Annotated in this window: 24 protein-coding genes; 18 read left to right on the forward strand and 6 right to left on the reverse strand. The window is 58.7% G+C overall.

Translation table 11 applies throughout. The features are described from left to right. The first annotated feature begins 49 nt into the window (after window positions 1–49). Both AC1DE4_RS13475 and AC1DE4_RS13480 read left to right on the forward strand, forming a co-directional pair. Entirely contained in the window at window positions 50–736 is a 687-nt protein-coding gene (locus AC1DE4_RS13475; RefSeq protein WP_018857933.1) for a FadR/GntR family transcriptional regulator, read from the forward strand. Between the two features lie 392 nt (window positions 737–1128). Beyond that, a complete protein-coding gene (locus AC1DE4_RS13480) occupies window positions 1129–1314 on the forward strand; it encodes a hypothetical protein (protein WP_477881612.1) in 186 nt (61 codons plus the stop codon). 45 nt (window positions 1315–1359) lie between these two features. Here the strand turns inward: AC1DE4_RS13480 and AC1DE4_RS13485 are convergent, their stop codons facing one another. Further along, window positions 1360–1782, reverse strand: a complete 423-nt coding sequence (locus AC1DE4_RS13485; protein WP_477881614.1) for a PIN domain-containing protein — start codon at window positions 1780–1782, stop codon at window positions 1360–1362. Continuing rightward, on the reverse strand, window positions 1779–2033 hold the full coding sequence (locus AC1DE4_RS13490; RefSeq protein ID WP_025661968.1) for a type II toxin-antitoxin system prevent-host-death family antitoxin: 255 nt from the start codon (window positions 2031–2033) through the stop codon (window positions 1779–1781). The genes AC1DE4_RS13485 and AC1DE4_RS13490 overlap by 4 nt, the downstream gene beginning before the upstream one ends. 407 nt (window positions 2034–2440) lie before the next feature. Here AC1DE4_RS13490 and AC1DE4_RS13495 point away from each other — a divergent pair, with 407 nt between their 5' ends. Continuing rightward, window positions 2441–2842: a DUF4172 domain-containing protein gene (locus AC1DE4_RS13495; RefSeq protein ID WP_477881617.1), complete on the forward strand. Its 402-nt coding sequence runs from the start codon at window positions 2441–2443 to the stop codon at window positions 2840–2842. 3 nt (window positions 2843–2845) lie between these two features. Here the strand turns inward: AC1DE4_RS13495 and AC1DE4_RS13500 are convergent, their stop codons facing one another. Then, window positions 2846–4783 (reverse strand): DUF5054 domain-containing protein, encoded by a 1938-nt coding sequence (locus tag AC1DE4_RS13500; RefSeq protein WP_477881619.1) that lies wholly within the window; start codon window positions 4781–4783, stop codon window positions 2846–2848. 29 nt (window positions 4784–4812) lie between these two features. Then, window positions 4813–5850: a LacI family DNA-binding transcriptional regulator gene (locus AC1DE4_RS13505; RefSeq protein ID WP_477881621.1), complete on the reverse strand. Its 1038-nt coding sequence runs from the start codon at window positions 5848–5850 to the stop codon at window positions 4813–4815. A 274-nt stretch (window positions 5851–6124) separates the two neighbouring features. On the opposite strand from AC1DE4_RS13505, the gene AC1DE4_RS13510 reads away from it, so the two are divergent. The 14 genes from AC1DE4_RS13510 to AC1DE4_RS13575 all read left to right on the forward strand — a co-directional run bounded on the left by AC1DE4_RS13510 (window position 6125) and on the right by AC1DE4_RS13575 (window position 20537). Then, complete coding sequence (locus AC1DE4_RS13510) at window positions 6125–7489, forward strand: extracellular solute-binding protein (RefSeq protein ID WP_477881623.1); 1365 nt, start codon at window positions 6125–6127, stop codon at window positions 7487–7489. A gap of 78 nt (window positions 7490–7567) precedes the next feature. Then, the gene (locus tag AC1DE4_RS13515; RefSeq protein WP_477881625.1) at window positions 7568–8476 is read left to right on the forward strand and encodes a carbohydrate ABC transporter permease; all 909 of its coding nucleotides are present in this window, start codon (window positions 7568–7570) and stop codon (window positions 8474–8476) included. Continuing rightward, window positions 8476–9306: a carbohydrate ABC transporter permease gene (locus tag AC1DE4_RS13520; RefSeq protein ID WP_018857924.1), complete on the forward strand. Its 831-nt coding sequence runs from the start codon at window positions 8476–8478 to the stop codon at window positions 9304–9306. The genes AC1DE4_RS13515 and AC1DE4_RS13520 overlap by 1 nt, the downstream gene beginning before the upstream one ends. A 13-nt stretch (window positions 9307–9319) precedes the next feature. Next, window positions 9320–10420, forward strand: a complete 1101-nt coding sequence (locus AC1DE4_RS13525; RefSeq protein ID WP_477881627.1) for an ABC transporter ATP-binding protein — start codon at window positions 9320–9322, stop codon at window positions 10418–10420. Between the two features lie 6 nt (window positions 10421–10426). Beyond that, window positions 10427–11836: a CehA/McbA family metallohydrolase gene (locus AC1DE4_RS13530; protein ID WP_477881629.1), complete on the forward strand. Its 1410-nt coding sequence runs from the start codon at window positions 10427–10429 to the stop codon at window positions 11834–11836. An 87-nt stretch (window positions 11837–11923) separates the two neighbouring features. After that, window positions 11924–12193 (forward strand): acylphosphatase, encoded by a 270-nt coding sequence (locus tag AC1DE4_RS13535; protein WP_029867516.1) that lies wholly within the window; start codon window positions 11924–11926, stop codon window positions 12191–12193. A gap of 159 nt (window positions 12194–12352) precedes the next feature. After that, window positions 12353–13009: a Rieske 2Fe-2S domain-containing protein gene (locus tag AC1DE4_RS13540; RefSeq protein WP_477881632.1), complete on the forward strand. Its 657-nt coding sequence runs from the start codon at window positions 12353–12355 to the stop codon at window positions 13007–13009. Further along, complete coding sequence (locus AC1DE4_RS13545; RefSeq protein WP_477881634.1) at window positions 13002–13847, forward strand: aromatic ring-hydroxylating dioxygenase subunit alpha; 846 nt, start codon at window positions 13002–13004, stop codon at window positions 13845–13847. The genes AC1DE4_RS13540 and AC1DE4_RS13545 overlap by 8 nt, the downstream gene beginning before the upstream one ends. Further along, on the forward strand, window positions 13844–14503 hold the full coding sequence (locus AC1DE4_RS13550; RefSeq protein WP_477881636.1) for a glutathione S-transferase family protein: 660 nt from the start codon (window positions 13844–13846) through the stop codon (window positions 14501–14503). Before AC1DE4_RS13545 ends, AC1DE4_RS13550 begins: the two co-directional genes overlap by 4 nt. 1 nt (window position 14504) lies before the next feature. Beyond that, window positions 14505–15884: an amidohydrolase gene (locus AC1DE4_RS13555; protein ID WP_477881638.1), complete on the forward strand. Its 1380-nt coding sequence runs from the start codon at window positions 14505–14507 to the stop codon at window positions 15882–15884. 23 nt (window positions 15885–15907) lie between these two features. Further along, on the forward strand, window positions 15908–17005 hold the full coding sequence (locus tag AC1DE4_RS13560; protein ID WP_477881640.1) for a BMP family ABC transporter substrate-binding protein: 1098 nt from the start codon (window positions 15908–15910) through the stop codon (window positions 17003–17005). 3 nt (window positions 17006–17008) lie between these two features. After that, window positions 17009–18532 (forward strand): ABC transporter ATP-binding protein, encoded by a 1524-nt coding sequence (locus tag AC1DE4_RS13565; RefSeq protein WP_477881642.1) that lies wholly within the window; start codon window positions 17009–17011, stop codon window positions 18530–18532. After that, the gene (locus AC1DE4_RS13570) at window positions 18529–19629 is read left to right on the forward strand and encodes an ABC transporter permease (RefSeq protein WP_192306396.1); all 1101 of its coding nucleotides are present in this window, start codon (window positions 18529–18531) and stop codon (window positions 19627–19629) included. The genes AC1DE4_RS13565 and AC1DE4_RS13570 overlap by 4 nt, the downstream gene beginning before the upstream one ends. Then, window positions 19626–20537, forward strand: coding sequence for an ABC transporter permease (locus AC1DE4_RS13575; protein ID WP_477881644.1), 912 nt, complete (start codon window positions 19626–19628; stop codon window positions 20535–20537). The genes AC1DE4_RS13570 and AC1DE4_RS13575 overlap by 4 nt, the downstream gene beginning before the upstream one ends. Before the next feature lie 185 nt (window positions 20538–20722). On the opposite strand, the gene AC1DE4_RS13580 is transcribed toward AC1DE4_RS13575, so the two are convergent. Then, a complete protein-coding gene (locus tag AC1DE4_RS13580; protein ID WP_477881646.1) occupies window positions 20723–21469 on the reverse strand; it encodes a sulfite exporter TauE/SafE family protein in 747 nt (248 codons plus the stop codon). Window positions 21470–21566: 97 nt separating this feature from the next. On the opposite strand from AC1DE4_RS13580, the gene AC1DE4_RS13585 reads away from it, so the two are divergent. After that, window positions 21567–22448, forward strand: coding sequence for a LysR family transcriptional regulator (locus AC1DE4_RS13585; protein WP_477881648.1), 882 nt, complete (start codon window positions 21567–21569; stop codon window positions 22446–22448). Between the two features lie 1743 nt (window positions 22449–24191). Here AC1DE4_RS13585 and AC1DE4_RS13590 read toward each other — a convergent pair. Further along, on the reverse strand, window positions 24192–24617 hold the full coding sequence (locus tag AC1DE4_RS13590; protein ID WP_477881650.1) for a SyrB-like regulator: 426 nt from the start codon (window positions 24615–24617) through the stop codon (window positions 24192–24194). Window positions 24618–25447 lie beyond the last annotated feature (830 nt).

Here is a 25447-nt window from a genome sequence, read left to right on the forward strand (position 1 = left end):
TGTACGGGGCGAACCAGACGCACCGATCAGATGTCGGAGAAGCGCAAGAATGCTGAACAGGACTTTGGTGCCGCAATCGGCGGCCCGACTGATACAGGACATGATCCAGAGCGGCGAACTCGCCGCCGGTCAGAAGATTCCGTCGCAGCGTGATTTTTCCCTGAAGCTCGGCATCAGCCGGGCCTCGCTACGCGAAGCGCTGCTGACTCTCGAAACTCTGGGCTTGATCAAAACCGAAGCCGGCCGAGGCACCTTTGTTGCCGACCCTGGCGCCCCGGGAAGCAATATGGCACCTTGGCGCTACTCCGACACCTATTCGGTCTTCGACGTCTTCCAGACGCGCATCATGCTTGAGGGCAATATCGCCGCACTCGCCGCCGGACGCCTCACCGGCAATCAGCTGCAGGCGATGGAAGCGGCAACGAAGCAGATGGAGGATTGCTGGGCCAAACAGGATCTGCTGGCCAATGTCGAAGCCGATCTCGAATTCCACGGCATCATTGCGTCTGCCTGCAGCAATGCCATGCTGCGGGCGCTTTACCAAGTCGTGCGCGAGCAGCTGACGGAAACGCAGCGCCAACCGATTCCGATCACAGAGCCCGCGCGCATGCAGGCCTCCATCGCCGAGCATCGCCGCATCATTGCGGCTCTAAGCGACAATGATGCGGCACGCGCCCGCCTTGAAATGGAAACGCATGTACTCAACACGGCGCGCTGCGCGGGGCTGAACCCGTGAACTTCAGTGGCGCGGCCATCATGACGGTTTCGATCGAGCAGAGGTGCCCCCTACAAGCAACGCGAGCCGCGTCAACCGCCGGCCATATATCGCGGGCACGACTCGCCTGGTCTAGAGCGGGGTCGAACCTACGGCCCGCTGTTGTTTCGCGTCGATCTCATCCGAACTCTTAGAGACGTCAGAGGCTTAGAAAGCCCAGTCCTCGTCCTCGGCCGCCAGTTCCTTGCCAATGACATAGGAGGACTGTCTCGAATTTCTGATAGCTGTCGTCCTCCTGCAAAAGTCAGAATCCGCTCGAGTGAAGTCTGGCCAGTCATCTAGCTCGCGATCAACTGACAGACCTGACAAACTATCTCGTGGAAATTGGATGGAAACGGATGGATAAATAGTACATGACAGTGTCCCAAGAATTGGATGGGAATTTGGAATTTCTAAACACGGCGACCGTGCGGATCACGCCCGAAATCCTGTCGCTGATCACCGAAATCGACGAATTCAAGGGTGCTTGGCGTGCTATCGGCCGGATCGCGCCTGAGGGGGTATCCAGCCTCTGGCGATCACAAAAAACGCTGGGGTGATCTAAGGAATTAAAAGGACATCCCTAGCGGGTGCCCGCGCCGAGTTCAGTCTTGCCACGGGTCGACGACGATCACGCCCGTATCATCGAAATCCTGAACATTACGCGTGACTACAGTTAAACCGTGAACCAGCGCGGTAGCGGCGATCAAAGCAGCAGCCTCGTTGCGGCGGTCTGGAATATGTAAGTGGGCACAACGCGTCGCTATCGCGTCATCGATTGGCAGAACTCGCTCGGCGAATTCAGGACGAACACGACTATCCATCCATCCTCGCAAGCGAGAGCCCTTGGCGGCGTCGCGACGTTGGATGGTTAATATCCCGCGCTCAATTTCCAGGATCGTAATCGCGGAAATGAACAAGTCATTGGAATCTTGCGCCCCGACCCACTTTGTCACATTGGCGTCTGCTTTACCGTCTCCAACTTTTCGCAACTCGGAGAGGACGTTTGTATCCAGCAGGTATTTCAAGACAGATCGACCTCGCGAGGTGCAATTTCGGCTCTCGGCGGATCCAATTCGATCGTCGACAAACCAGGCATTGAAAGAGCATCGACGAGATTGCGGCGCTTGCCGGTCAGGCGCACGAATTCGCTGTACGTCATCAACACATGTGACGGCTTCCCGCGATCTGTAATAACTACAGGTCCTTTTTTTGCAGCCTTCTTTGCCCTACTCACGTCGTGGTTCAACTCTCGGCTAGACAAACTTGTGATGCTCATAGAATTCCTCCATGTAGGAACATACCTACATATGGAATACGGTTGAATGTGGAGCAATATCCAAGTTAGCCGCCTTAAACGGGTTGGAACCGATGACCCTTTGTTTTGTTTTCCTCTGACAACAAATTGTCCAGGCTAGACAATGACCTGTAACGGGACTCACGGATTTCCAAGTTCTAGATTTACCAAGCCTAGTGTTTCCGCTGACCGACGGACGCTCAAAGGTGCTGGAGTTCGTTTTGCTCGCACCGGGCCATAGACATTCGTTGTCAGAGTGAGGCCGGACGCTGTCGGTCGAAATGACGTGCAGTAGTAAGATGCGGAGACTACCAACAGCAATCTCCGCATAAATGCGGAGATTATGCGTGCCATTCTCCGCATTTGTACCCTATCTTGAGACATGACCCATGTATGGCAGTCTGTGGCCGCGATTTGAATGGAAACTCGATAACCTTGCATCAAGACTTGCAACCGTACGACTCGATCAGGGGCGCCTCATCGGCCGTGCGGAGGGGCTCGGCTTTCGTACGCGCGAGGCGACCTTTCTGCGAGCGCTAACCGACGACGTCGTCAGGTCGTCGGCGATCGAGGGAGAGCGGCTGGATGAACAACAGGTGCGGTCGTCGCTGGCACGACGACTCGGTATCGATATCGACGGATTCGTGACGCCCGACCGCTCGGTTGAGGGCATCGTCCATATCACGCTCGATGCCACAATCGATTGCTCGGAACCACTGACGACGGAGCGGCTGTTTCAATGGCATGCGGCCCTTTTCCGACCGGCCCCGAACCAGTTTCTCACTTTGTAGTCTTCAGTATCCGGTGGATTCCGTGATCCGGAAGCGGGCGACGATATCGCCCTCGCACCACATGGGGAAATTGGTTCCCCACTTATTGTTGTGCAGATTGAAGCGGATGCCTTCGGCAAAGCTCGGGCGCGTCTTGCAGAAGGTCATGAAGTCCCAGCTCTGCGGTGCCACTAGCGGCGTATCCAGCGGCTCGATCGTCAAAGTGGAGGCCTCGCGCGCGGCAGCGACCGCCTGAAGCTGTGCCCCGCCACTTTCGGCAATGCGCTCCGATGAGTGCCAGAGGCCCATCTTGTTGAAACTCCAGTCTGATGCGCCGGCCGGCGTGAAAGACAGGAAACTTGCCTCCGGCATTCGGTTCGCGGGCTTGCCGCGCAACACGAACGCCAGAATCAACCCCTCCCCCTCCTCCATATGCAGCGACAAAATCGGCGGCGCGCCATACTGCCCGTTTGCCTGTTTGGGCATGGAGAGGACGGCGGAGGATCCCTCTGCAGCCGTCAGCACCGGCACGAAGACCTTGGAGAGACCGGCTCCAGAAGCAGCAAGACCCGGCTTGTCGTGGTCGAGGATCGCCCATTCCTGCCGATGCGTCAGATAGGTGTCCATATGCCGCGCCATGTCGGTGGCGTCGTAGCTCTCGTAGCGGTATGCGACCAGAGAATGTCGTCCCTCCGTGTCAGTTCGGCCTTCAATCGTACGCCCGGCGGGCGTGACAAGGGCCGTGAGATCTCCGGTTACCGGGTCGACATGAGCTTCCCATCGGCCGGCACTGATCGTTCCGGCCCGAGCCGAAATCGCTGGCAGGGCGGGTACGGCGAGCCTGGAAATGGCCGCTTCGGCAATCTTCCGGTCATCAGACCCCAACATCGAGACAGCCTTGTCTATATAGGCCCGTTGCTCGGCCCAGGAAGCTTCCGAATAGGCAAACCGGTAGTCGGATGCCCGCACAACTTCGAAGTCCTTCCGCGACCAGGCCTTGTCGTCCCGGAGATAGGTCTTGATGTCAACGCCGCACGTGTGTTCGGCGACCATCGCCAGGCCGCGCCCGAATGCGAGCCGGCTCGGTGTCAGTCCGTCGTCAGCGAAACGGTCATACTGGCGTTGCAATGCGAGGAACCGGGCGGTCTTTTGGGGATCCGTGGCGCTTCCGTGGATCCAGCTGTCGCCGAGTTCGATATCGAGCACCGGGAACTGTTCGCGGGCATCCCAGAGGATTGCGCCGTAATCTTCGAGTGTCGCGGCGCGTATGACAGCATCTGGCGCCTTGTGGCGCATCTCGCGATAGACGTCCACAGTCTGAGCCACGCTCTGCGGGCCGATGTTGTCGCTGGTATGGGCAAAGCTCAGCGCGTCGCTCATGCCTTCCGGAAAATAGGTCTCGCCATAGGAACGCTGGTACATGACAACGATCTCCTCGCCGCCCGGGGCTCGCCAGCGGAAGACATCCGGCACGTTCGGTGGTGGAGAGGCTGTGTTGACGCCCAGATGCAAGAAACGAATGCCGGCCTCGGCGAGCATCGGCACCATCCCGAGCGTATGACCCGGCACATCGGTCATCTTGGCGGCGATCGTCGTCTTGCCGAAACGGCGGTCGAGTTCCTGCGAATAGGAGAGGCCGGCACGGAAAAGCGCCGGGGACATCAGTTCCGTATGCGTCGTGTAGGGCAGGCCGTGCCAGCGGATGAGACCGTGCTCTATCGCCTGTTCCAGACGCTTCACCTCTGCCGGCGAGCGGGAATTCAGGTGATCCCAGATCAGCCAGGCGCCAGTCGTCCAGATGAAGCGCGGCTCATCCGGGTTCTCGGCGAAGAAGTGCGCGCCCGTCTCGATTGCCTGTGGAATGAACCGGTCGTGATACTGTTTGCGGACCTTTTCCGCGTGATCGGTGAAGCCGATGTCGAGATGCGTCTTGAAGACCAGATGGACGCGCTTTTCTGTCATTTCCATTTCAATCAGCCGATCAATTTCAATCAACCCACTGTGCCACGCACGACGAGCCGGGTGCCGAGCGTTTCGGTCAATGGACCGTCGTCGGGATTCCTGAGACGCCGGAGAATGAGGCGAACGAGGGCGCGGACGCGGTCCTCGAGATCGATCCGGACGGTGGTGAGATTGTAAGCTTTCCAGTGCGACTGCGGAATGTCGTCGAATCCGATGACCTTGACGTCGCCCGGCACCGAAAGGCCAAGATCGTGGCGCAGGGCATCAATCGCCCCGAAGGCACCGACGTCATTGGCGGCAAAGATCGCGTCCGCACCGTCCTCAACCCGGAAAAGGTCGAGCGTGGCGCGATAGGCGGTATCGTAGGTATAGTCGCCATCGATGACTGTCGGCGGCGGCATACCGCGCTCGACGAGGATTTTGGTGATCATCCGCTCGCGCTCGCGGTTGGCGAGCGACTGGCGCTTGCCGCCGAGATAGGCAACGCGACGCACACCGTACCCCTGCAGCAGCGCAACAGCCTGCTCGATACCGTCCCGCTGGCGCACCACCAGCCGGTCGTAAAGGCTGGAGGATGTGTCCGCAAATTGCGCACCGTCGTCGTAGATCACATAGATCGGCACGGCGCGGTCGAGAAAGCCGGTCAATACGTCGGCATCGACATTTTCCGTGAAGGCGATCACAGAATCGGGGTTGAAGCCGCGCATGTAGGTAAGCAGTGTCTGGTCCATGCTGAAATCGGCCTTGGCCTTGAACAGCAAGGTCGCGAAGCCTTCGGCCTGCAGCGCCGTCGTCAGCGCGTCGATCTCCTGGCTTTCCCAGGGTGAACAGACATCAGGCACGATCATGCCAACCAGATGCGAGCGGCGGGTGACAAGCGATCGGGCCGCCATGTCCGGCGTGTAATTCAGTTCGCGGGCAATCTGCAGGATTCGGTCGCGCTTTTCCGGCTTCAACGATGCATTCGGATTGAAAGCGCGGGACACGGCGACGCGCGAGACATTCGCTTCTCGGGCCACGAGATCCGCCGTCGTACGGGCGCTCTTTCTGTCATTTCGTGCGGTCATCAATGCATCAACAAAATGAAAACGTGTTCACTATTTTGGGACCTAAACAATAGTGCGTCAAGGGGCCGGCGATGCGATTCCTGCTGGCAACCGCGCAACTTGCGAATTTGTGGAGTCAAAATTGATTTCTCGTCTCGAAGGCACTGTTGACAAAAGTGAAAACGTGTTCACTCTAAGGGCCGGGTGAGGCGAGGCACGCCGGGAGGAGGGTTCCGGCGGTCCGAATGCACCGAACCAACTTGTCCGGTAACGGACCAATTCGGGAGGAATTCACATGCGCAAGAGCATACGTTTTCTGTTGCTGGGCGCTTCGGCGGTGATTGCGCTGTCGAGCCAGGCCATGGCAGCGACGGAACTCAACATCACCTGCCGCTGCGTCATCGGCGGCGTCAACAGCGGCATGGCGGAATGGATCGAGAAGAAGGTCATTCCCGCCTTTACCGCCAAGATGAAGGCAGACGGCAAGGATGTCACCGTCAAGCTCAATCAATTCGGCGGAGCTGACGAGCAGCTGACCCAGCAGCTCGCGCTGGACTTTTCCAGCGGCGCTGGCGCCGATGTTTCCGGCTTCGACGGCTTCCTCATTCCGAGCTTCGTTCAGGGCGGCCTCCTGAAGCCACTCGATGAGATCGGCGGCACCGATGTCGAAAAATGGGATGGCTGGGGCCATATTTCCGACGGCACCAAGGCGCTGATGAGCTATCAGGGCAAGCCCTATGGCATCGCGCTCGGCACCGATGCCCGTATGATTTTCGTACGCAAGGACCTGTTCAAGAAGGCAGGTATTGACGCTGACGGCTGGCAGCCGAAGTCCTGGGCCGAACTGCTCGACGCCGCCCGTAAGCTGAAGGCGGCTGATCCAGCGAGTTTCCCGCTACAGATCAATGCCGGCGTCTCGATGGGCGAAGCCACCACGATGCAGGGCTACTGGATGGCTTTGCTCGGCACTGGCGAGCAGGTGACTGACGAGAGCGGCAAATATATCGTTTCGAGCCAGGGCATTCTGGACACGCTCAATCTCTACAAGACCGTCTATGTCGACGACAAGCTTGGCGATCAACGCGCCCAGATGCTTGGCGATGGCCGCAATCGCACCTTCGCGAACTTTCGCGATGGCAAGACGGCGATGTTGATCGAAAGCGACTGGTTCTATCGTTCCGTTACCAAGCCGGGCGCGGAATTTGCGGTCGCGGACCGCGACAATGTGATGACTTGGAAGAAGATGCCGTCCGAACAGCCGGGCCGGGGCCTGCGCGGCCAGGATTTCGTCACCATTTCCGGCGGTACGGGTTTCGTCATCAATCCGCATACGGACGCGCCGCAAGAGTCCTGGGCGCTGCTCTCCTTCATGAACAGCCAGGAACAGCTCACCGCCTTTCAGGATATCCAGCCGGCCATCCGCATTCGCGACGATGTCGCGATCCCGAATTCGCCGTTCCTGACCGAAACCGCCAAGACGCTGCTGCCGTTCACGACAGCCCGACCGAACGACGCCAACTACAACAAGGTCTCCGCCGAAATCCAGCGCATGACCGAGGCCGTCGTTTCAGGCGAACTGACACCGGAAGACGCGATGAAGCAGTACAAGGAAGCAGTCACCGCCATCGTTGGCCAAGAGAACACGATCAGCCGTCTCTGATCACCAAAATCAAACGGAGGCCGGTCGGCAAGGTCCGGCCTCCGCGTCGCGGCAGGCGCTGCCACGGGGTAATCGCGCATGAAAAAATTCTCCCTGCTTTCCACGCGCGCGGGCGCGGTGTTTCTCGCCCCCGCCGCCGCGCTGGTCGGCGTTTTCGTCATCATCCCGTTCTTCTGGGTGATCGTCGTTTCCTTCACAAACAAAACGCTACTCGGCCGCACGGCCCTCGATCCCGATTTTGTCGGGCTGCAGAACTATTTTACGCTGTTCAACCCCGCGACGTTCTTTACGCGCGGCCAGTTCGGCTTTTCGCTGATCCTGACGGTCCAGTTCGTGTTATTTTCGGCACTGATCGGCCAGGCCTTGCTCGGGCTCATCCTTGCCTGGCTCAGCCAGTCCGTCTCGCCGACGCTCAAGAATTTCCTGCAGACGGCTGTCATTGCGGCCTGGATCCTGCCGGAAGTGGTGATCGGCTTCGCCTGGTTCGCCTTTCTCGATTACGACAATGGTACACTGAACATGATCATGCGCGGCCTCGGTCTGCCGCCGGGCGACTTGCTGCTGCAACAGCCTTTCTGGGTCATCGTGGTCTTCAACACCTGGCGGGGCGCGGCCTTCTCCATGATGTTGTTCAACTCCGCCTTCCAGTCGATACCGCCGAGCTATTTTCAGGCGGCCGATGTTGCCGGTGCGAGCTCGTGGCAGAAACTGCGCGATATCGCCCTGCCGCTGATACGCGGCCATGTGGTGACAGATCTCATCCTTATCACAATGTGGACATTCAACGTCTTCACGCCCTTCCTGCTGACCAGCGGCGGCCCCTCATACCGGACCGAGCTGCTGTCGATCTACACCTACCGGGTTGCCTTCAAGGACTTCGAATTCGGTCGCGGCGCGGCAGTCGGTGTAATCATCATGCTGATCAACCTCGCCTTCGCGCTTATCTACCTGCAAATCGCCAAGAAGAAGAAGGCGGAGGCCGAGTGATGCAGATTTCCCGCAGCATCTATATGCGCCGCGCGGTCTTTTCGGTCGTCGCCTCGCTGATCGGCGTGGTCTTCGCCCTGCCGCTTGTGTGGTTCATCTTCGCGCCGTTCAATGCGCGTGCCGAACTCGGCCTTGCCATTCCGTCGCCGTTCACGCTGTCCAATTTCGTGACCGTGTTCCAGAACAGCTTCGCGATGCACGCGCTCTTGAACAGCCTGATCCAGGCCTTTGGGGGTGTCATTCTGGTCGGCGGCGCGGCCACACTTGCGGCCTACGCGCTGTCGCGATCGTCCATTCCCGGCAAGGGCGCGGTCACCTATATCCTCCTGCTTTTCTCCTCGGTCGTGTCCGGCTCGGCAGCCATGGTGCCGATCTTCCTGATCATCTCGGCAATCGGACTGATTGACACGCATCTCGCCGTCATCCTGGTGTTCGCTGGCGGGCTGTTGCCGACCGCCATGTTCATCCTGCGTGACTTCATCGACGCCATTCCGCGATCCTATGAGGAAAGCGCCATGGTGGCCGGCGCCTCACCGATCCAGGCCTTTTTCGATGTGGCGCTACCGGTCATCCGGCCCGGGATCGTCGTGGTCGTCGTCTGGGCCTTCGTGAACATCTGGGGAAGTTTCCTCATCCCGTTCATCCTGCTGCGCAAGGATACGCTGATGCCGGCTTCGGTCGCCATCTATTCCTTCTATTCGGAGGCCGGTACGCCGATTGTCACGTTGCTCGCCGCCTATTCGCTCATCTACTCGCTGCCCGTCATTGTGCTTTACCTATTCGTCAACTGGAAGTTTGGCTTCCGGTTCTTCGGCGGCATCAAGTCGTAATTGGACCTTTCTCATGGCTTCAGTCGAATTCCAGAACGTCTCCAAAACATTCGGTTCGTTTACCGCGGTGCCGGACATCAGCTTCTCGATCGCCGATGGCGAATTCGTCTGCCTGCTCGGCCCTTCCGGCTGCGGCAAGACGACCAGCCTGCGAATGATTGCCGGCCTTGAAACTCCCTCCGCCGGCAAGGTCTTGATCGGCGGCAAGGACGTCACCTATCTGCATCCCAAGGATCGGCAGATCTCGATGGTCTTTCAGGACTATGCGCTTTATCCGCATATGAATCTCGCCGACAATATCGCCTATCCGCTGAAGGTGCGCGGCGAGACCGAGGACAAGCGACATGCACGCGCCAGAGAAGTGGCCGACGTCCTGAAGATCGGTGACCTGATGAGGCGACTGCCGAGTCAGATTTCCGGCGGCCAACAGCAGCGCACCTCGCTTGCTCGTGCGCTCGTCTATCCGAGCCAGGTCTATCTCTTCGACGAGCCGCTTTCAAACCTCGATGCCAAGCTCCGCCTCGAGGCCCGCGGTTTCCTCAACCACCTGCAGCGCGACATGGGCATGACCGCCGTCTACGTGACCCACGATCAGGCCGAGGCCATGGCGCTTGCGACCCGCATCGCCGTCATGGACAAGGGCCGGATCGTGCAGTTTGCGCCGCCAATCGAGATTTATCGCCGGCCGGCTACGACATTCGTGGCAAATTTTGTCGGCAATCCACCGATGAACCTCGTGCCGGTGGCGGCAATGGTCGATGGCGGGCAACTGCGGTTGCGCGCGGACGGCCTGACCCTGCCCAGCCTCCCTGTGTCCGATGCCATCGCCAAGGCTGCGGCGAAAGGCAAGATGACGCTCGGAATTCGCCCGGAACACCTACGAATGGCGGAAGCGGGCGACGCCAATACGATTGCCGGAAAGCTGTTTGCCAACGAGAACATGGGGCCGGAAAGTCTGGTTACGATGGAACGCGCAGATTCCGGCCGGGTGACCGCGCGCATCTTCACCGACGACGAAATACGCACCGGCGATCAGGTCACACTCTCCTTCGCTACCCGCCACGTGACGCTGTTCGACGAGACCGGCGCCCGTATTCCGGCAATAGGCGAGTAAGCCGTCATGGTCGAAATCACCGTTCACGTGACCCCTGCCGATCAGGCCGCCGATCCATATTTCTACGTGCCCGTCGATATTCCCGCCGACACGACACGCATCGACGTGACAATGAGCTACCCCAAGGCCGACGATTGCATCATCGATCTCGGAATGCTCGATCCCCATGCCGGCGACTATCCGACCACGGCCGGTTTTCGCGGCTGGAGCGGCGGGGCGCGGGATCGTTTCTTCGTTGCGACCGATGATGCGACGCCGGGCTACATTCCTGGTGAAGTCCCAGCCGGCGTGTGGAAGGTGATGCTCGGCCTCTACAAGGTACCGCCCGACGGTGCCGATGTGCGGCTGACAGTCGTCTTCGACAGCGCATCGCGCGAACTCTTGCCACCGCCGGCACGAACTTTCCCGGTGCGACAGGGCGCGGGCTGGTATCGCGGCGACCTGCATTGCCACACCTTTCATTCAGATGCGGCCGGCTCGCCCGAACTCCTGCACGCCGCAGCCAAACAGGCAGGCCTCGATTTCCTTGCGATCGCCGACCACAACACGATCACCCAGCGACGTTATTTCCATCCGCATTCTTCGCCGGAACTGATTTTTGTGCGTGCGATGGAAATCACCACCGCCGTCGGACATGCCAATGTCTACGGTGTCGATGAATGGATAGATTTCCGCATGACGAAGCCTGAGCATGCCCATACGCTGTCGCGTCTTGTTCATGACCATGGTGGCCTTCTTTCGATCAACCACGACAAACCGACGATCCAGTGGGACTATGACCTGCCGAGGATCGACTGTATGGAAGTCTGGCAATCTCACTGGATGGCCTGGAACTGGGTATCACTCGGCCGTTATCAGGACCGGCTCGCCTCTGGCCTCAAGATTTCAGCGATTGGCGGCAGCGACTTTCATCAGCCTGCACGGCTGATGCCGGAAGGACCGCTGGCTCTGGCCCGACCGACGACGGTGCTATGGCTCGATGAACTATCAGAAGACGCGATCCTAGCCGCCATGAAGGCCGGGCGCGGTTATGTAACAGAAAGCCCAACCGGTCCGCACCTTGCTCTGACCGTCAATGGCCAGCCGATGGGGTCGACGACGCAGGCCGAAGTTACGGCAACGGCGGAAACGAAACGCGCGGAAGGCGACACGCTCGTATGGATCGACGCGACCGGCATACTTTCGACCGAGACGATAGGTTCCGATGATTGGACCGGTGGCTTCACCGGCAGGCCGAAGGCTTTTCTGCGCACTGAAATCATCGCTGCTGCAAGCCGCGAAGGCTTGATTTCCGAATTCTCCGCGGCGCTCGAAGGACGTTCACTCCCTTGGCAACTCCAGAGCGTCGATATGGCAAGCCAACCGATCCGCCGGGCGATCAGCAACCCGGTCTATGTCAAAGCCCTCTTATGTTGAACCGGATTCTGTGAACTGGAAAAAGAAGGGGTTTCGAAAGTCCATTTAGGCGCTATCGTGTTAAGGAGGCGCCAGCACGAGACTTTCATGACAGTTCAACATCACGGACACCTACACGAACGAATGACGATCCTTGGCGACCTCCAAGCCGCCTCGTTTGTTCCGTGGATCCGTCGTCACGCAGCAAAGCTCGGCCTGTCCCAGGCCATATCTCATCAAAGTGTAGACCGGATCGAACTCGAAGTCGCCGGGCCGATAGAATTGATCGACATGATGGAGGTGGGATGCTCGCTCGGGCCTATTGATGTATGGGTGGAAACCATACTCCGCACGCCGATCGAGAGCGACGCAGAGTAGGCCTTGCAACGCCGTTCAATTTTCCACTGCACGTTATTTGATCAGCGTTGCCAATGCGAAAAAATTATGCAAACGTGCTCCCGTCCGCTACGAACCGCCGCTATCTGAGCGGTAGCCTTGAAGCAGATAAAACTTTGATAATGCTGAGAAAGTTCTACCATGTCAGCCGATACGACGGGCCTTTGGACGCCAGTCGCGCTTTCTGCGGATTTGCCGTCAGGGACGGTAATCCCCGCACGCACAAGAGCCGGCTCAATTGCCCTCTGGAGAAGTGATTCAGGACGGGTCGCGGCATCGGCAGACCGCTGTCCCCATCGTGGCATGCGCCTGTCTTATGGCTTTGTACGCGGTGAGGCGCTGTCTTGCATCTATCACGGCTGGAGTTACACGCAGACGGGAAACTGCCTGCGCATCCCCGCTCACCCTGGTCTTACCCCGCCCGACACGATCCGCGTTGCGACGCATCTGGTCGAGGAAGCCGATGGCGTGATCTGGGTAGCCGTCGGAGAACCCGTGCATCCGCCCCCGAAATTGGACGGCCTCGTTGCATTGCGCTCGCTAACGATGCATGCCGACGTTGCCACCATTGAGGCGGCTTCCGGCGCGAAATCAGACGAGACCGGCCTTCTAAAAGCAACGCAGCAATCCGAAACGATGTGGTTGCTGCTTTCCGAACAGGAACAGGGCCGCACCCTCGTCCATGTACTCCTTGACGGCGAGAACACGCTCGGTGACCGCATCTCAGCGTCGCGGGCCGTCGAAAGCCTGCGCAGATGTGCCGAAGACCTTCAGGCAAGGAGATCTCGTGATGGCTAAGGAAGCTATGCTCGACGAGTGGTATCCAGTCGGCCTCTTCAGCCAGGTCAAAACGACCGCATACAAAACGGCCCTGATGGGCGAACCGATCGAGGTTTCTGTCGGGCCTGACGGCAATGCGATCGTGACGACGTCGGGCGGACGTGTTTTGTCGTCACGTGTTCGCTATGGCCACGTGTGGTCGTCCATCGGAGAYCCTCAAAAGGAGATCTTTTCCATTCCCGAGGCTGACCAACCGGGTCGCCGGTTTGTCGATGTTGGTGTGGTTCGCGTTCGCTGTTCGCCACTTCGCGCGGTCGAGAACTTTCTCGACATCGCTCATTTTCCTTTCGTCCATACTGACATCCTCGGAGCAGAGCCGCACACGGAAGTGCAGAACTACAAGGTTGAAATTCGCGACGTCGAGGATGAAGTCTGGGCAACGCAGGTGAAATTCTACCAGCCGCAAGCAGCAAAGTCGGCAAGCGGCGGGATTACGACAGAGTACATGTACCGCGTGCCGGCCCCGACCTGTTCAGTGCTTTATAAAACCTGCCCACCGCGCCCTAGTGAATGGGACGTCATTACTCTTTTCGTCCAGCCGCTGGCCGAGGATCTTTGCGATGTCTGGCCGTGGATGGCGCTGTTTGACGATGAAACATCGATGACCGACCTCATCCATTTCCAGCAGACGATCTTTCTGCAGGACCGCTCGATCCTTGAAAATCAGATCCCGCGTCTTTTGCCACTCGACCCCGGCATGGAGATCCCGACGCGCGCCGATCTGACATCGGTAGCCTACCGACGTTGGCTAAAGCGCCACAATTACACCTATGGCGCACAGTTGGTGGCGCAATGAGGCTTTACGATTACATCCTCTCGCCCAGTTGCTACAAAGTGCGCCTGATGGCGGCTCTGACCGGGCTGTCACTGGATATCCGGCCGGTCGACTTTCATCCGGGTGGCGAGCATCGCAAAGCCGAACTTCTGGCACTCAACCCGGCTGGCTCCATCCCTATCCTGGAGGACGGGGATCTGCTCCTGACGGAATCGTCAGCAATGCTTGTGTACCTCGCAAGAAAGGCGGCTCCGGAGTGGCTTGGGGACGGAACGGCCGAACAGGCGGCCAGGCTGCAACAGTGGCTTTCCTTTTCTCACCGGCTGACCGCAAATCTTGGTGGCGCGCGCCTCCACGAGATGTTGCATCGCCCGGGCGATATCGCCCTGTTGCAAGCGCAGGGCGTTGCTGCGCTGCGCGAACTTGAAGCCGGGCTGGTCGAGCAAAATCTTCGGGGCATGCCGTTCCTTGCTTCCGATCGCCCGACGGTCGCAGACATCGCGTGCTTTCCCTACGTGGCGCTCGCGCCAGATGGCGGTGTCTCGCTTGACCCCTACCCTGCGATCCGGCGCTGGTCGCGCGCCATTCGCGCGCTCGATGCCTTCATAGAGATGCCAGGCATACACCGACTGCATGAGTTGAAGCCCGAGCCCCAGATTGGAACGGGCGAGGAGTAACATGACCGGCTATCTTCTGAAGAACTGCGCAGCGGTTATCGTCGATGAGGGCAAGGGCCAGACGACCCGTCGCAATGTTGACGTCCTGACAAACGGTTCCGCCATTCAGGCAATTGGCGACAATCTTGGACAGGGCGAACTGCCGACCGGTACCATTGTTCAAGATGCGAGCGGCTGGTTCGTCTATCCCGGGCTCGTCAATACACACCATCACTTCTTTCAATGCTTTGTGCGCAACCGTGCGGATCTCGACTGGACGAAGCTGTCGGTCATCGAGTGGCTTGATCGCATTTATCCGATCTTTTCGCGATTGAACGAGGATTGCTTTTATCACTCCTCAGTCACCGCCATGGCCGAGATGATCAAGCACGGGTGCACGACTGCTTTCGATCACCAGTACTGCTTCCCCAGGCATGCCGGCAAAAGATTGATCGACCGCCAGTTCGAGGCGGCCGATCTTCTGGGCATGCGCTTTCATGCCGGCCGCGGTGGCAACACACTTCCGAAATCCGAAGGCTCGACCATTCCCGACGCGATGCTCGAAACGACGGACGAGTTCATTGGTGATTGCGAGCGGCTGATCGACACCTATCACGATGCCCGACCTTTCAGCATGCGCCAGGTGGTGGTCGCCCCATGCCAGCCGGTAAACTGCTACCGCGAAACCTTCGTGGAATCGGTGGCCCTGGCACGTGATCGTGGTGTTCAGATGCACACCCATGTTGGGGAGGGTGAAAGCCGCGTGGTCGAGGCCAGACATGGCATGCGCACCGTAGATTACTGTGCAGAGCTGGGCTTTGCGGGGCCTGATGCCTTTTACGCCCATTGCTGGGAACTGACCCACGACGAACTGCGCAAGATGGCTGCGGATGGGACCGGCGTTTCGCATTGCCCGGAGCCAGTCTATCTGGTTGGCGCCGAAGTAACCGATATTCCCGCCATGGCAGCCTTTGGCCTTCGCGTCGGACTGGGCTGCGACGGCGCTGCGTCGAATGACAACTCGAACCTGATGCATTGCATCCACTCCGCCTACATGCTGCAGTGCCTGACCGCATCGACGCGCAACCACCCTGTCCCGCCTCCGGTTGATTTTCTGGGCTATGCGACGGCGGGCGGTGCGGCTCTGCTTGGTCGAAAGGACATAGGCAGGTTGGCGCCCGGCATGGCCGCCGACCTGTTTGCGATCGACACGCGGCGGATGGACTATGTCGGCACACGCCATGATCCGCTGAGCCTGATGGCCAAGGTCGGTGTCGGCATGCCGACGGACCTGACAATGATCAATGGCCGCATTGTATGGCAGAAGGGCGAGTTCATCGGCCTCGATGAAAGCCGGATGTTCGCTGAGGCTGAAGCTGCGCTTGCGACTGTCGAACTCTAAAATCACAAAGAAGGGGAACCAGCATGACAAACATTTCTCGAAGAACCCTGATGCAGGGCGTTGCAGCTGCCGGCCTGGCCGGCGCATTTGGTGGTCGCGCCGCATTTGCGGCCGACGGCCCGCTCGGGATCACGCTCGTCGTACCCTCGCCCATCGGTGACGTTGGCTGGGGTCACGCGCTGGCTGCGGGTCTGGAGCCGATCAAGGCAGCGTATGGCGACAAGGTAAAGGTGACGGTCGTCGAAAACATTGCAGAGGGTCCGGATGCTGACCGCATCATGAACAAGACAGTCGCCGACGGAAACAAGTTCCTGATCGCAGGCTCCTTTGGCTATCAAAACGGTGCCCTGCAGATTGCTCGCCGCAACCCTGATGTCACCGTATTGCATGCATCGGGTTTCCAGGTGGCCCCGAACTTCTCGCCGTTTGCTGCCAAGTATTTCCAGGGGACGTATCTGCTTGGCATGGCGGCGGCCGCGCTGTCAAAGACCGGAAAGCTCGGTTCCGTGTCCGCCTTCGCCATCCCGGAACTGATTACCTCGATCAACGCGTTCACGCTCGGTGCTCAGGCTGTGAACCCCAACATCGAAGTTTCGGTCGTCTGGGTAAACTCATGGTTTGATCCGGCCAAGGAACAGGAAGCGGCCAAGGCGCTGATTGCGCAAAAATGCGACGTGATCTTCTCCAACGCACAGGATACGCCCTCCGTCATCTCCGCATGCGAGGAGGCTGGCGTCTACGCATTCAACCTCAATTCGTCGATGAAGAAATACGCGCCGAAGACATACCTTGGCTGCGTATCCACCGATTGGTCCCCGTTCTTCAAGGCATCCGTCGACGCTCATCTCGCCGGCACGTTCAAGGGTGCAAACACCTTCCTGGGTGTTGCCGACAAGGTCGTCGAGGTTGTTGACTGGCACCCTTCGATCCCCGCAGAAACCATGACGAAGATCAAGGCCGCGGAAGCAAAGATTGCCGACGGAAGTCTCTCACCGTTTACCGGCCCGATCAGCAAGGCCGATGGCAGCGATGGCGCGGCCGCTGGCAAGACCCTGACCGACGGAGAGATCGTGGCCATGGACTGGCACGTCAAGGGCGTGACCACGCCGCTGCCAAAGTAAGCCATGACCGCCCCGCTCCTGTCGCTTCGCGGCATCTCGAAGAGCTACGGCCAGGTCCATGCCAACCAGGCCGTTGATCTGGACGTGGCCCCACAGTCGATCCATGCAATTCTCGGCGAAAACGGGGCGGGCAAATCGACGCTGATGAAAATGATCTACGGCGTCGAGCAACCAGACAGCGGGTCGGTCGCCTGGGAAGGCGAACCCTTGGCCCTTGCCTCCCCGGCGGAGGCACGTGCCAAGGGTATCGGCATGGTATTCCAGCATTTTTCGTTGTTTGAGACCCTGACTGTCGTTGAAAATATTCAGCTCGTTGTCCCTGGCAAAAAGGCCGATCTCGTTAAACGTGTCCGCGCTCTCGGGCATGAATTCGGCCTTGAAGTCGATCCGCTCGCCCACGTGCATGCGCTTTCGGTCGGTGAACGTCAGCGAGTAGAGATCATCCGCTGCCTGATGACCAATCCGAGGTTGCTGATCCTCGACGAACCGACATCTGTTTTGCCGCCACAGCTGGTTGAAAAGCTGTTCGAGACGTTGCGCCGGCTGCGGGACGGCGGTGTATCGATCCTCTTTATCTCGCATAAGCTCGAGGAAATCCGGGCTATCTGTGACAGGGCAACCATTTTGCGCGGCGGCCGCGTCACGGGACATATCGACCCGCGAGAACACGATGCCCATGACCTCGCCCGCATGATGATTGGCCGCGACATGCCCGAACCCATGGCCGCCGTGCCGCTCTCAGGCGGCGAGAAACGCCTTGAGATCATCGGCCTTCATCATCGGCCGGAAGATCCCTTTGCGGTGCCGCTTTCTGATATTGCGCTGACGGTGCGTTCTGGCGAAATCCTCGGGATAGCGGGCATTTCCGGCAACGGGCAGAGCGAGCTTGCCTCGCTGATCTCAGGCGAGATCACCCTCCCGAGAGACCAGCGCGACCGGATCTACATGATGGGACGTGATGTGGGAAGGCTCGACGCAGCTCACCGACGCCAGCTTGGATTTGCATTCGTTCCGGAGGACCGGCTGGGACGGGGAGCAGTTCCTGAAATGTCACTCGTACTCAACGGACTATTGACCGCCCACCCTTTGAACCTTCTTCGTCACGGCCTGATAGACAGGAAAAGGGCGTCTGCCTTTGCCGAGGATTGCATCCGTCAGTATGATGTGCGCACGCCTGGCCCCGACGCCGAAGCCGGCGCACTTTCGGGCGGCAATCTTCAGAAGTTCATCGTTGGCCGTGAGATCATGTTGGCGCCGAAGCTGCTCTTTGTCGCGCAGCCCACATGGGGTGTGGATGTTGGCGCGGCGTCCGCTATACGCGCCCGTCTTGTCGCGTTGCGCAACGAAGGCATGGCCATTCTCGTCATTTCAGAAGAACTCGAGGAACTTTTCGAGCTCTGCGATTTCATCCAGGTATTACACCACGGCACATTGAGCCCGCCGCTTGTCACCAAGGAAACGCAACCCGAAGAAATCGGCCGCTACATGATTGGCGCGCAAGACGCTTCAAAGAAAGTCATCGCATGAATGCCGTGTCTGCCGCCTTTCTGCCTACGCTTGTCCGCCGGGAACGCGCTTCGTTTTCTGCGACGCTGGCTGCGCCATTCCTGGCGCTGGTGGTAGCAACCATCCTGAATGTCGCACTCTACGTGGCGATGGGCCGCAACCCGGTCGCCGTCGTCTATGCAATGCTGCTTGAGCCCTTTCTGTCGTGGGCATCGTTTTCGGAAGTGCTTTTGAAAGCAGGGCCGCTATTGCTCATTGCGCAGGGTCTCGCGATCGGCTTCCGAGCCAAGGTGTTCAACATCGGTGCTGAAGGCCAGTTCATTCTCGGCGCCATTTTTGCCTCTGCAATTCCCGTGTGGTTTCCTCAGGCAACCGGTCAGTGGATTTGGCCCCTGATGCTTGTCCTTGGGACAGTCGGTGGCGCCCTTTGGGCGTCACTCACAGCGTTCTGGCGTGTCAGGCTGAATGCAAACGAAATCCTTGTTTCACTGATGCTGAGCCTGGTCGCGTCACAGCTTTTGAATTACCTGCTGCTCGGCCCCTGGAAGGATCCGAACGGTTTCAACTTCCCGCAATCGGTCATGTTCCAGTACGACGCGATGGTGCCGCTTCTGATTTCGGGCACACGTGTCAACGTCTCGTTGATCATTACAATCGTCCTGTCCTTGGCTGCCTGGATATTCATGCAGAGGAGCTTTGCCGGCTACAAGCTTCAGGTTGGAGGCCTGGCGCCGCGTGCTGCAGCCTATGCCGGCTTCAAGGAAGGCTGGGCAATCTGGCTCTCGCTCCTGATCGGTGGATGTGCCGCAGGTCTTGCCGGCGCCGCTGAGGTCGCCGGGCCTCTTGGACAGTTGCAGCGGTCAATTTCCACCGGCTACGGCTACGCGGCCATCATCGTCGCCTATCTGGGCGGACTGCATCCAATCGGCATCATCGCCTCATCATTGTTCATGGCCGCTCTCTACATTGGCGGCGACAATGCCATGGTATCAGCAAACCTGCCCATCGCCGCGGTCCGGGTTTTCCAGGGAAGTCTCCTTCTCGCTTACCTGGTTGCAATCGCCTTCGTCCGGTACCGTCTTGAGTGGCGTCGGATCGTCCACCGGAGCCAATCATGAATGCCATCGAGTTCATTCTTGCGGGCATGCTCGCAGCCGCAACCCCTTTTCTTCTTGCGGCACTTGGCGAGCTGGTCGTTGAGCGCGCAGGCGTATTGAACCTTGGCGTAGAGGGTCTGATGGCCTTTGGCGCAGCCTTGGCCTTCATCATCGTCTATCACGGCGGCGGGCACTTTGCGGGGTTTGTCGTCGCGGGGCTTGGCAGCGCCGCCCTTTCCCTGGTCTTTGCGCTGATTGCCCTTGGCTTCAGGGCCAACCAGGTGGCAACGGGCCTTGCGATCGGCATCCTTGGCCAGGGTCTGTCTGCACTGTTTGGCAAGTCCTACGAGAGCCTCACGGTCAAGGGCCTGCCCAAACTTTCCCTTCCGTTTCTGTCCGACATCCCGGTCATCGGTGGGATCTTTGTTCAAGACGTTGTCGTCTGGCTGTCGCTCGCCGCAACGATCGGCATCTGGGCCCTTTTTGCCTTTTCGAAGGTTGGGCTCGTCGTGCGGGCAGTGGGTGAAAACCCCAAGGCTGCTCACGCCATAGGCTATCACGTGATTGCTGTTCGCGTGATTGCTGTAGCCTTCGGCGGCGCGATGGCAGGCTTTGCGGGCGCCTATGCTTCGGTGGTCTACACGCCGCTTTGGGCAGACGGGATGATCGCTGGTCGAGGTTGGATTGCCATTGCGCTTGTTGTCTTCGGCACGTGGCTGACTGGCCGCATCTTTCTCGGAGCGTGCCTGTTTGGCGCCATCTCCCTGATGGGCCTTGCCGCACAGGCGACAGGGTTGAACGTGCCCTCGCAACTTCTTGCAAGCCTGCCCTACCTCGTTACCATCATCGTGCTCGGCATCATTTCGGCAGATCGTCGCCTGTTGAAGCTGAATGGGGTCGCCTCGCTCGGCGAGCCCTTTGAACGCTGAGCGTTACAAATAGCTGCATCGAGCACGATCGAAGCTGGTGGGAGAGATTATGATGGCTTCGCCGCCGGCTAACCCAATCGCACCTGCCAAGAGCGTCGATGTTCTCAGGGCCATAAGCATTGAAGCGAGATCCCCTTATGCGCGGTCCCGATCTGGCCAGCAGTCATGCCAGGAGAGGCTGACTACTAAACGCTTCGCAGCAGCATTTCTATCCCGAGAAGCGCAAGGGCGATCAAGAAGCAGCGCTTGAACGTCACTGGGCTAACCGCCTTCCTCATGTACTGGCCGGCCCACATACCGATCAGAGCTGGAAGAACAGCGAGGCTCGACAGCGCTACTCCATCGAGCTGAAATGTACCTTGCAGAGCAAGCCCAGCGGCGAGCGCGATGGTGGAAATCGTGAAGGATAGTCCGAGCGCCTGAACGAGATCATCCCGTTCAAAGCCAAGTGCCTGGACATACGGTACGGCCGGAATGACGAACACGCTGGTGGCGCCAGCGATGAGGCCTGTCGCCAACCCAATCATGGGCGAGAGCCAACACTCGTGTGTTCGGTCAATATGGCAAGGTTTGGCTGACAGCGTGTAGATCGCATATGCCGTAAGCGCGAGGCCGAGGAAGACGGTGCTCAGGCGGGTTTCGCCACCTGTCAGCACAGACGTACTGGCGAGTGTGCCGACAAAAACTCCGGCCAGCATCGGCCAAAGCCGACGCACGACTGCGACAAAGCTCGGGCCTGCGATGAGTTGCCAGACATTCGTTGTGAACGAGGGGATGATGAGCAGCGATGCCGCTGTAACGGGCGACAACAATCCGCCGAGAATGCCCATGGCGACCGTCGGAAGGCCCATCCCTGTGATACCCTTCACGATACCGGCGAAAAAAAATGTAGCTGCGACAGCGAGCAGCAATGAGATCGAGACATCATTCATTTCTTCTCATTACGACTTCTGACATCGTCCACAATGCGGCAGTTCCGTTTCCAGCCTTCGCCTGGACCGAAGGCAACGAGGAGTGTAACCTTCGAGGATGCGCTTCGACTTTACCGATCTTCGCCTCTTTCTTGCTGTTGCTGACGCTGGCAGCATCACCCACGGAGCGGCGGAGGTGAACCTCTCGCTTGCGGCGGCGAGTGAGCGCCTGCGGGAAATGGAGACAACCGGAGGCGTACGCCTGCTCGAACGAGGTCGTCGGGGCGTGACATTGACCGAAGCGGGCGAGGCGCTTTCGCACCACGCTCGTGAGATTCTAAATCAAGTGACGCTAATGCGTGGGGAGATGGGCCGCTTCGCACAAGGCATACGCGCGAGTATTCGCGTAAACGCAAATACTGCGGCCATCGTCGAGGTTCTTCCAATCCGCCTATCGGCGTGGCTTGCTTCGCATCCGCAAGTCGATATTGATCTGCGGGAGCGCCAAAGCCATGAAATCGCCCGAAGCGTCTCTGCAGGTTTCGCCGATATCGGCGTATTGTCGGATGCAGCTGGCCACCAAGGTTTAATCATTAAACCTTTCGCGGTGAGCAAACTCGTCGTGGTCTCAGCAAAGACACATTGGCTCGCGACTGAAAAGGAAATCCCGTTCGCGCGGCTCGCCGAGCAATACTTCATAGGCCTGGAAGGCGGAGCATTGCAGGACCATCTCGACGCTCAAGCCGAGAGGCTGGGCGTAGTGCTCCGATACCGGATCCGCCTCCGCACGTTTGAATCCATATGCGCAGCAGCAAGTAACGGCGTTGGAGTCGCTATCGTGCCGGACACGGTGGCGCGGCAGTGCAAGCGGGCCTACAACTGCGGGATAACGCCTCTAACCGACGCATGGGCGCGGCGAAATCTTTCCGTTTGCGTGGCCTCCGGATTCGATCCCACTCCAATTGCTCGAGAGCTGTTCGACCACTTGGCAAATGCGTGACCTGATGCCAGCATTTGCCGAGGCAACAACAGGCGAAACTCCAGCAGTAGGGCAAGGAGCTTTTACTCGGGGAACGCCTTTGAAGCGGGGCCTTTTGTTGACATATACGACTTCTGCGCTAGTTTATTTCTTGCACCTGTTTTGGTGCGTCCTCTTAATTCCACCTAAACGGCCCCGCCAATTCGCGGGGTTTCTTTTCGCCTTCGACGCAGGGACCCGTACATTTAAAGTGTAAGGATTCCACGGTTCGCTCTTCTATCCCGGCAAAGAAGTAACGAATTCAAGAAACATCACACACCTATCCGTGTCACCACTCAGCGAGCGGACGGCATGTGGTATTCTTCACCAGGCTCGGGTTTGCCGGGACGAGCCGCACCGACCCTGGTTCGTTATTCAATAATCAATCGCCGAAGCGTCGAAGCATCGTCTGGAGCTGCAGATTTTCCTGGCCAAGGCGTTTTGCCAAAAGTCGTTTCAGCCGCCTGTTCTCCTCCTCCAGGTCAGCGATATCGTCGAATTGCGTTTCGCTGTTCGCAGAGCGCGTGGCCAGATTGCTCGCCTGTGGGACGCGATTTTTCTGGCGGGCGGCGCGTTGTTTGGGAGGAGGCGCACTTTGATTTGGCGAAGTGACCTCAGGTTCCATTACCTCTGCCTTGGAATCCGAGCTGACTGTTACGCTGTCCTTTTGCTGAACCGTTGGAGCCTCAAAAGCGGCGACCGGAACCTGGATCGTTTGGTCGATGCGACTTTCGCTCGACACATGAATTGATCGCACTGGAACCGGAACCGACTCGATTTGGCTTTCTTGGACGGCAGGTATCGAAACAGTGCTCGGCCCGAAAAGGTTCGGTGTCTGCGAGGCCGTTTCACGGACGGCGGCCTCAAGATCCGTGCCGGCCCAGATGGAAGCCGACTGTGTTTTCGATCGACGCCGCGCTGACTTGAACTCGACGACAAATTTCCGTTGCTGTGTTTTCATGGTGTCCCAAACTGTGCGAGCGACGCAATTCAGCTTGCGTCGAATCTCTTGAGCATCTCTCTAAGCTGAGCATTCTGCTGGCGCAACTTTTCAGCCAGTCGCGTCCTCAACTGCCCTATTTCGTCATCGAGTTCCCTCAACGGGTCAATGGGCGTTTCTCGGGGCGGCGAAATTGATCTCGCTCTTTGACCCTCCCCTGATACCACGGTCTTTCCGACAACTCCATCCGGGCGGTTTTCTTTGACATGGCGCATGCGTCGCGCGTTGCTTTTGCGTGCGTGTTGCCCACCGGAGCCGCCTTCCCCAAACGATTCCTGAGCTCTCGCGCCCGGCGGAGGGACCTGAGCATTGCTCCGTTCTTCATCCCCGACAAATTCGACTGGCAGCTCCGATGATGGAGGATCAATGTCGCTTCTGGCCGCGTCCGGGCCTGCGAGCGTGTCGTCGTTTCGTGGCGCCAGATCCTGCGCATCCGGTACCTTTGGCGATGCGGAAAAATGCTCTTCCTCGACTTCAACCGCCTTTGCGTCGGCCTCGTCACCGGATGAAGATACGCCTTCCGTTCGCCGTTGGCGCGACGTCAGGTTTGACAGGAATTTCCAAGGAGATTTCATCGTGTTTCAATCTTGAACAAGCTGCACCGCGAGGTTGCAGTAGCTTATTGGTCGGGCCCGGAACTGGGCCCGACCAAATCAGTTTAGACAACGTCCGTCGCCACATCATGTCACGCTGGGTTACCGCAACTGATCGAGTTCTTTGAACTCTCAGTTAAGCCCAAGCCGTTTGCGAAGGTCAGCATTTTCGGCGCGTAGCTTTTCAGCAAGTGTCTTGCGCAACCGGCTGTTCTCTTCCTCGAGTTGGACAAGATCTGCCATATCGTCCGAAGCCGAGACAGAAGCGGGAGCTGTCTTGGTCAGTTGTTTTTGCGCTCCAAGTCTCCGGCCTTGCTTGACCGCGCCCTTCGCTTTCGCCGTGGCGGTCGTTGCCGAAGCAGCTGGCTTTGGCTCGCTCGCTGGCTCTTCCACCTTCTTGCGGCGACCTCGCGGCGATTTTACGACCGGCGCTGCCGCTACGTCGGCAGCGGCCTTCGGACGTCGTGGTCCCCGTGTTTTCTTCGGCGCAGGCGCCTCCGCCGAAGTAGTTGCTTCTGCGCCCTCGGTTATCGACGCGGTATTATTGTCGTCAGCCATGATTTTCTCCCTCACTAGCTGGGATTCTTTTCAACTGCGCGGGGGACAGAGTCAACATAAGGCCAATCGGCGGGATTGTGATTTCTACCCGCTTCATTCAATTCAGTTCGTTGCACGTGCGACACCCCGTATTCTGGTGGCTTACTCAAGTCATGAGCGGCAAGCGAAGGCAGGCGCCAGGGAAATGGGAGCCAAGCTGTGGGCAATCGGCCGCGATGCACGAGAAACTAAATGTTGGCTGCGTTGATGGCTACTGAAAGGGTAACGGGCGACTTCTCTCCTGCCAATGCCCGGTCAACCGCGGCGCACATCACTGCCCGAGCGCGTTCGGAATCTAACGCTACACCATGGTCGTTACACCACTGGCGGACAACATCGCTCACCGTCTGGAGGTCGTCGTCATCCAAGGGGATCAAGTTGAGAAGTGGAGGCATGCCCGTGCTCTCCAGTCAGGCAAGAGCACCTATAATCTCTCAAGCGGTCTTTGCCGTTAAATAGGGACCGACATCGGGGATGATACTCTGATCTTGGAACAAGGCAATGCCGAGATCGGAAGTCAGACAGTGTATACGAAGGGCGCAAGCTGACTCTGTTGACCAAGGCGATATTAAGTGAAATTGACCGAGAACGGCTTTGCGATCCAACTCCATGTCGTGCCGGACAAATAAACGCCATCGGACCGTCCGCATGGCGCCCTGGTCCGACATCGGCGAACACATCTCAGGCGTCCCTTTTTGCTTTGGGGGCGACGAATGGCCGCTCGATCCGTCGTGAGGGCTGAATAAAGCTGCCGGGATCCTGCAATACCCCACCAGCGCTACGAGCATAAA

It is taken from the genome of Rhizobium sp. 10N414 (genome assembly GCF_056394785.1).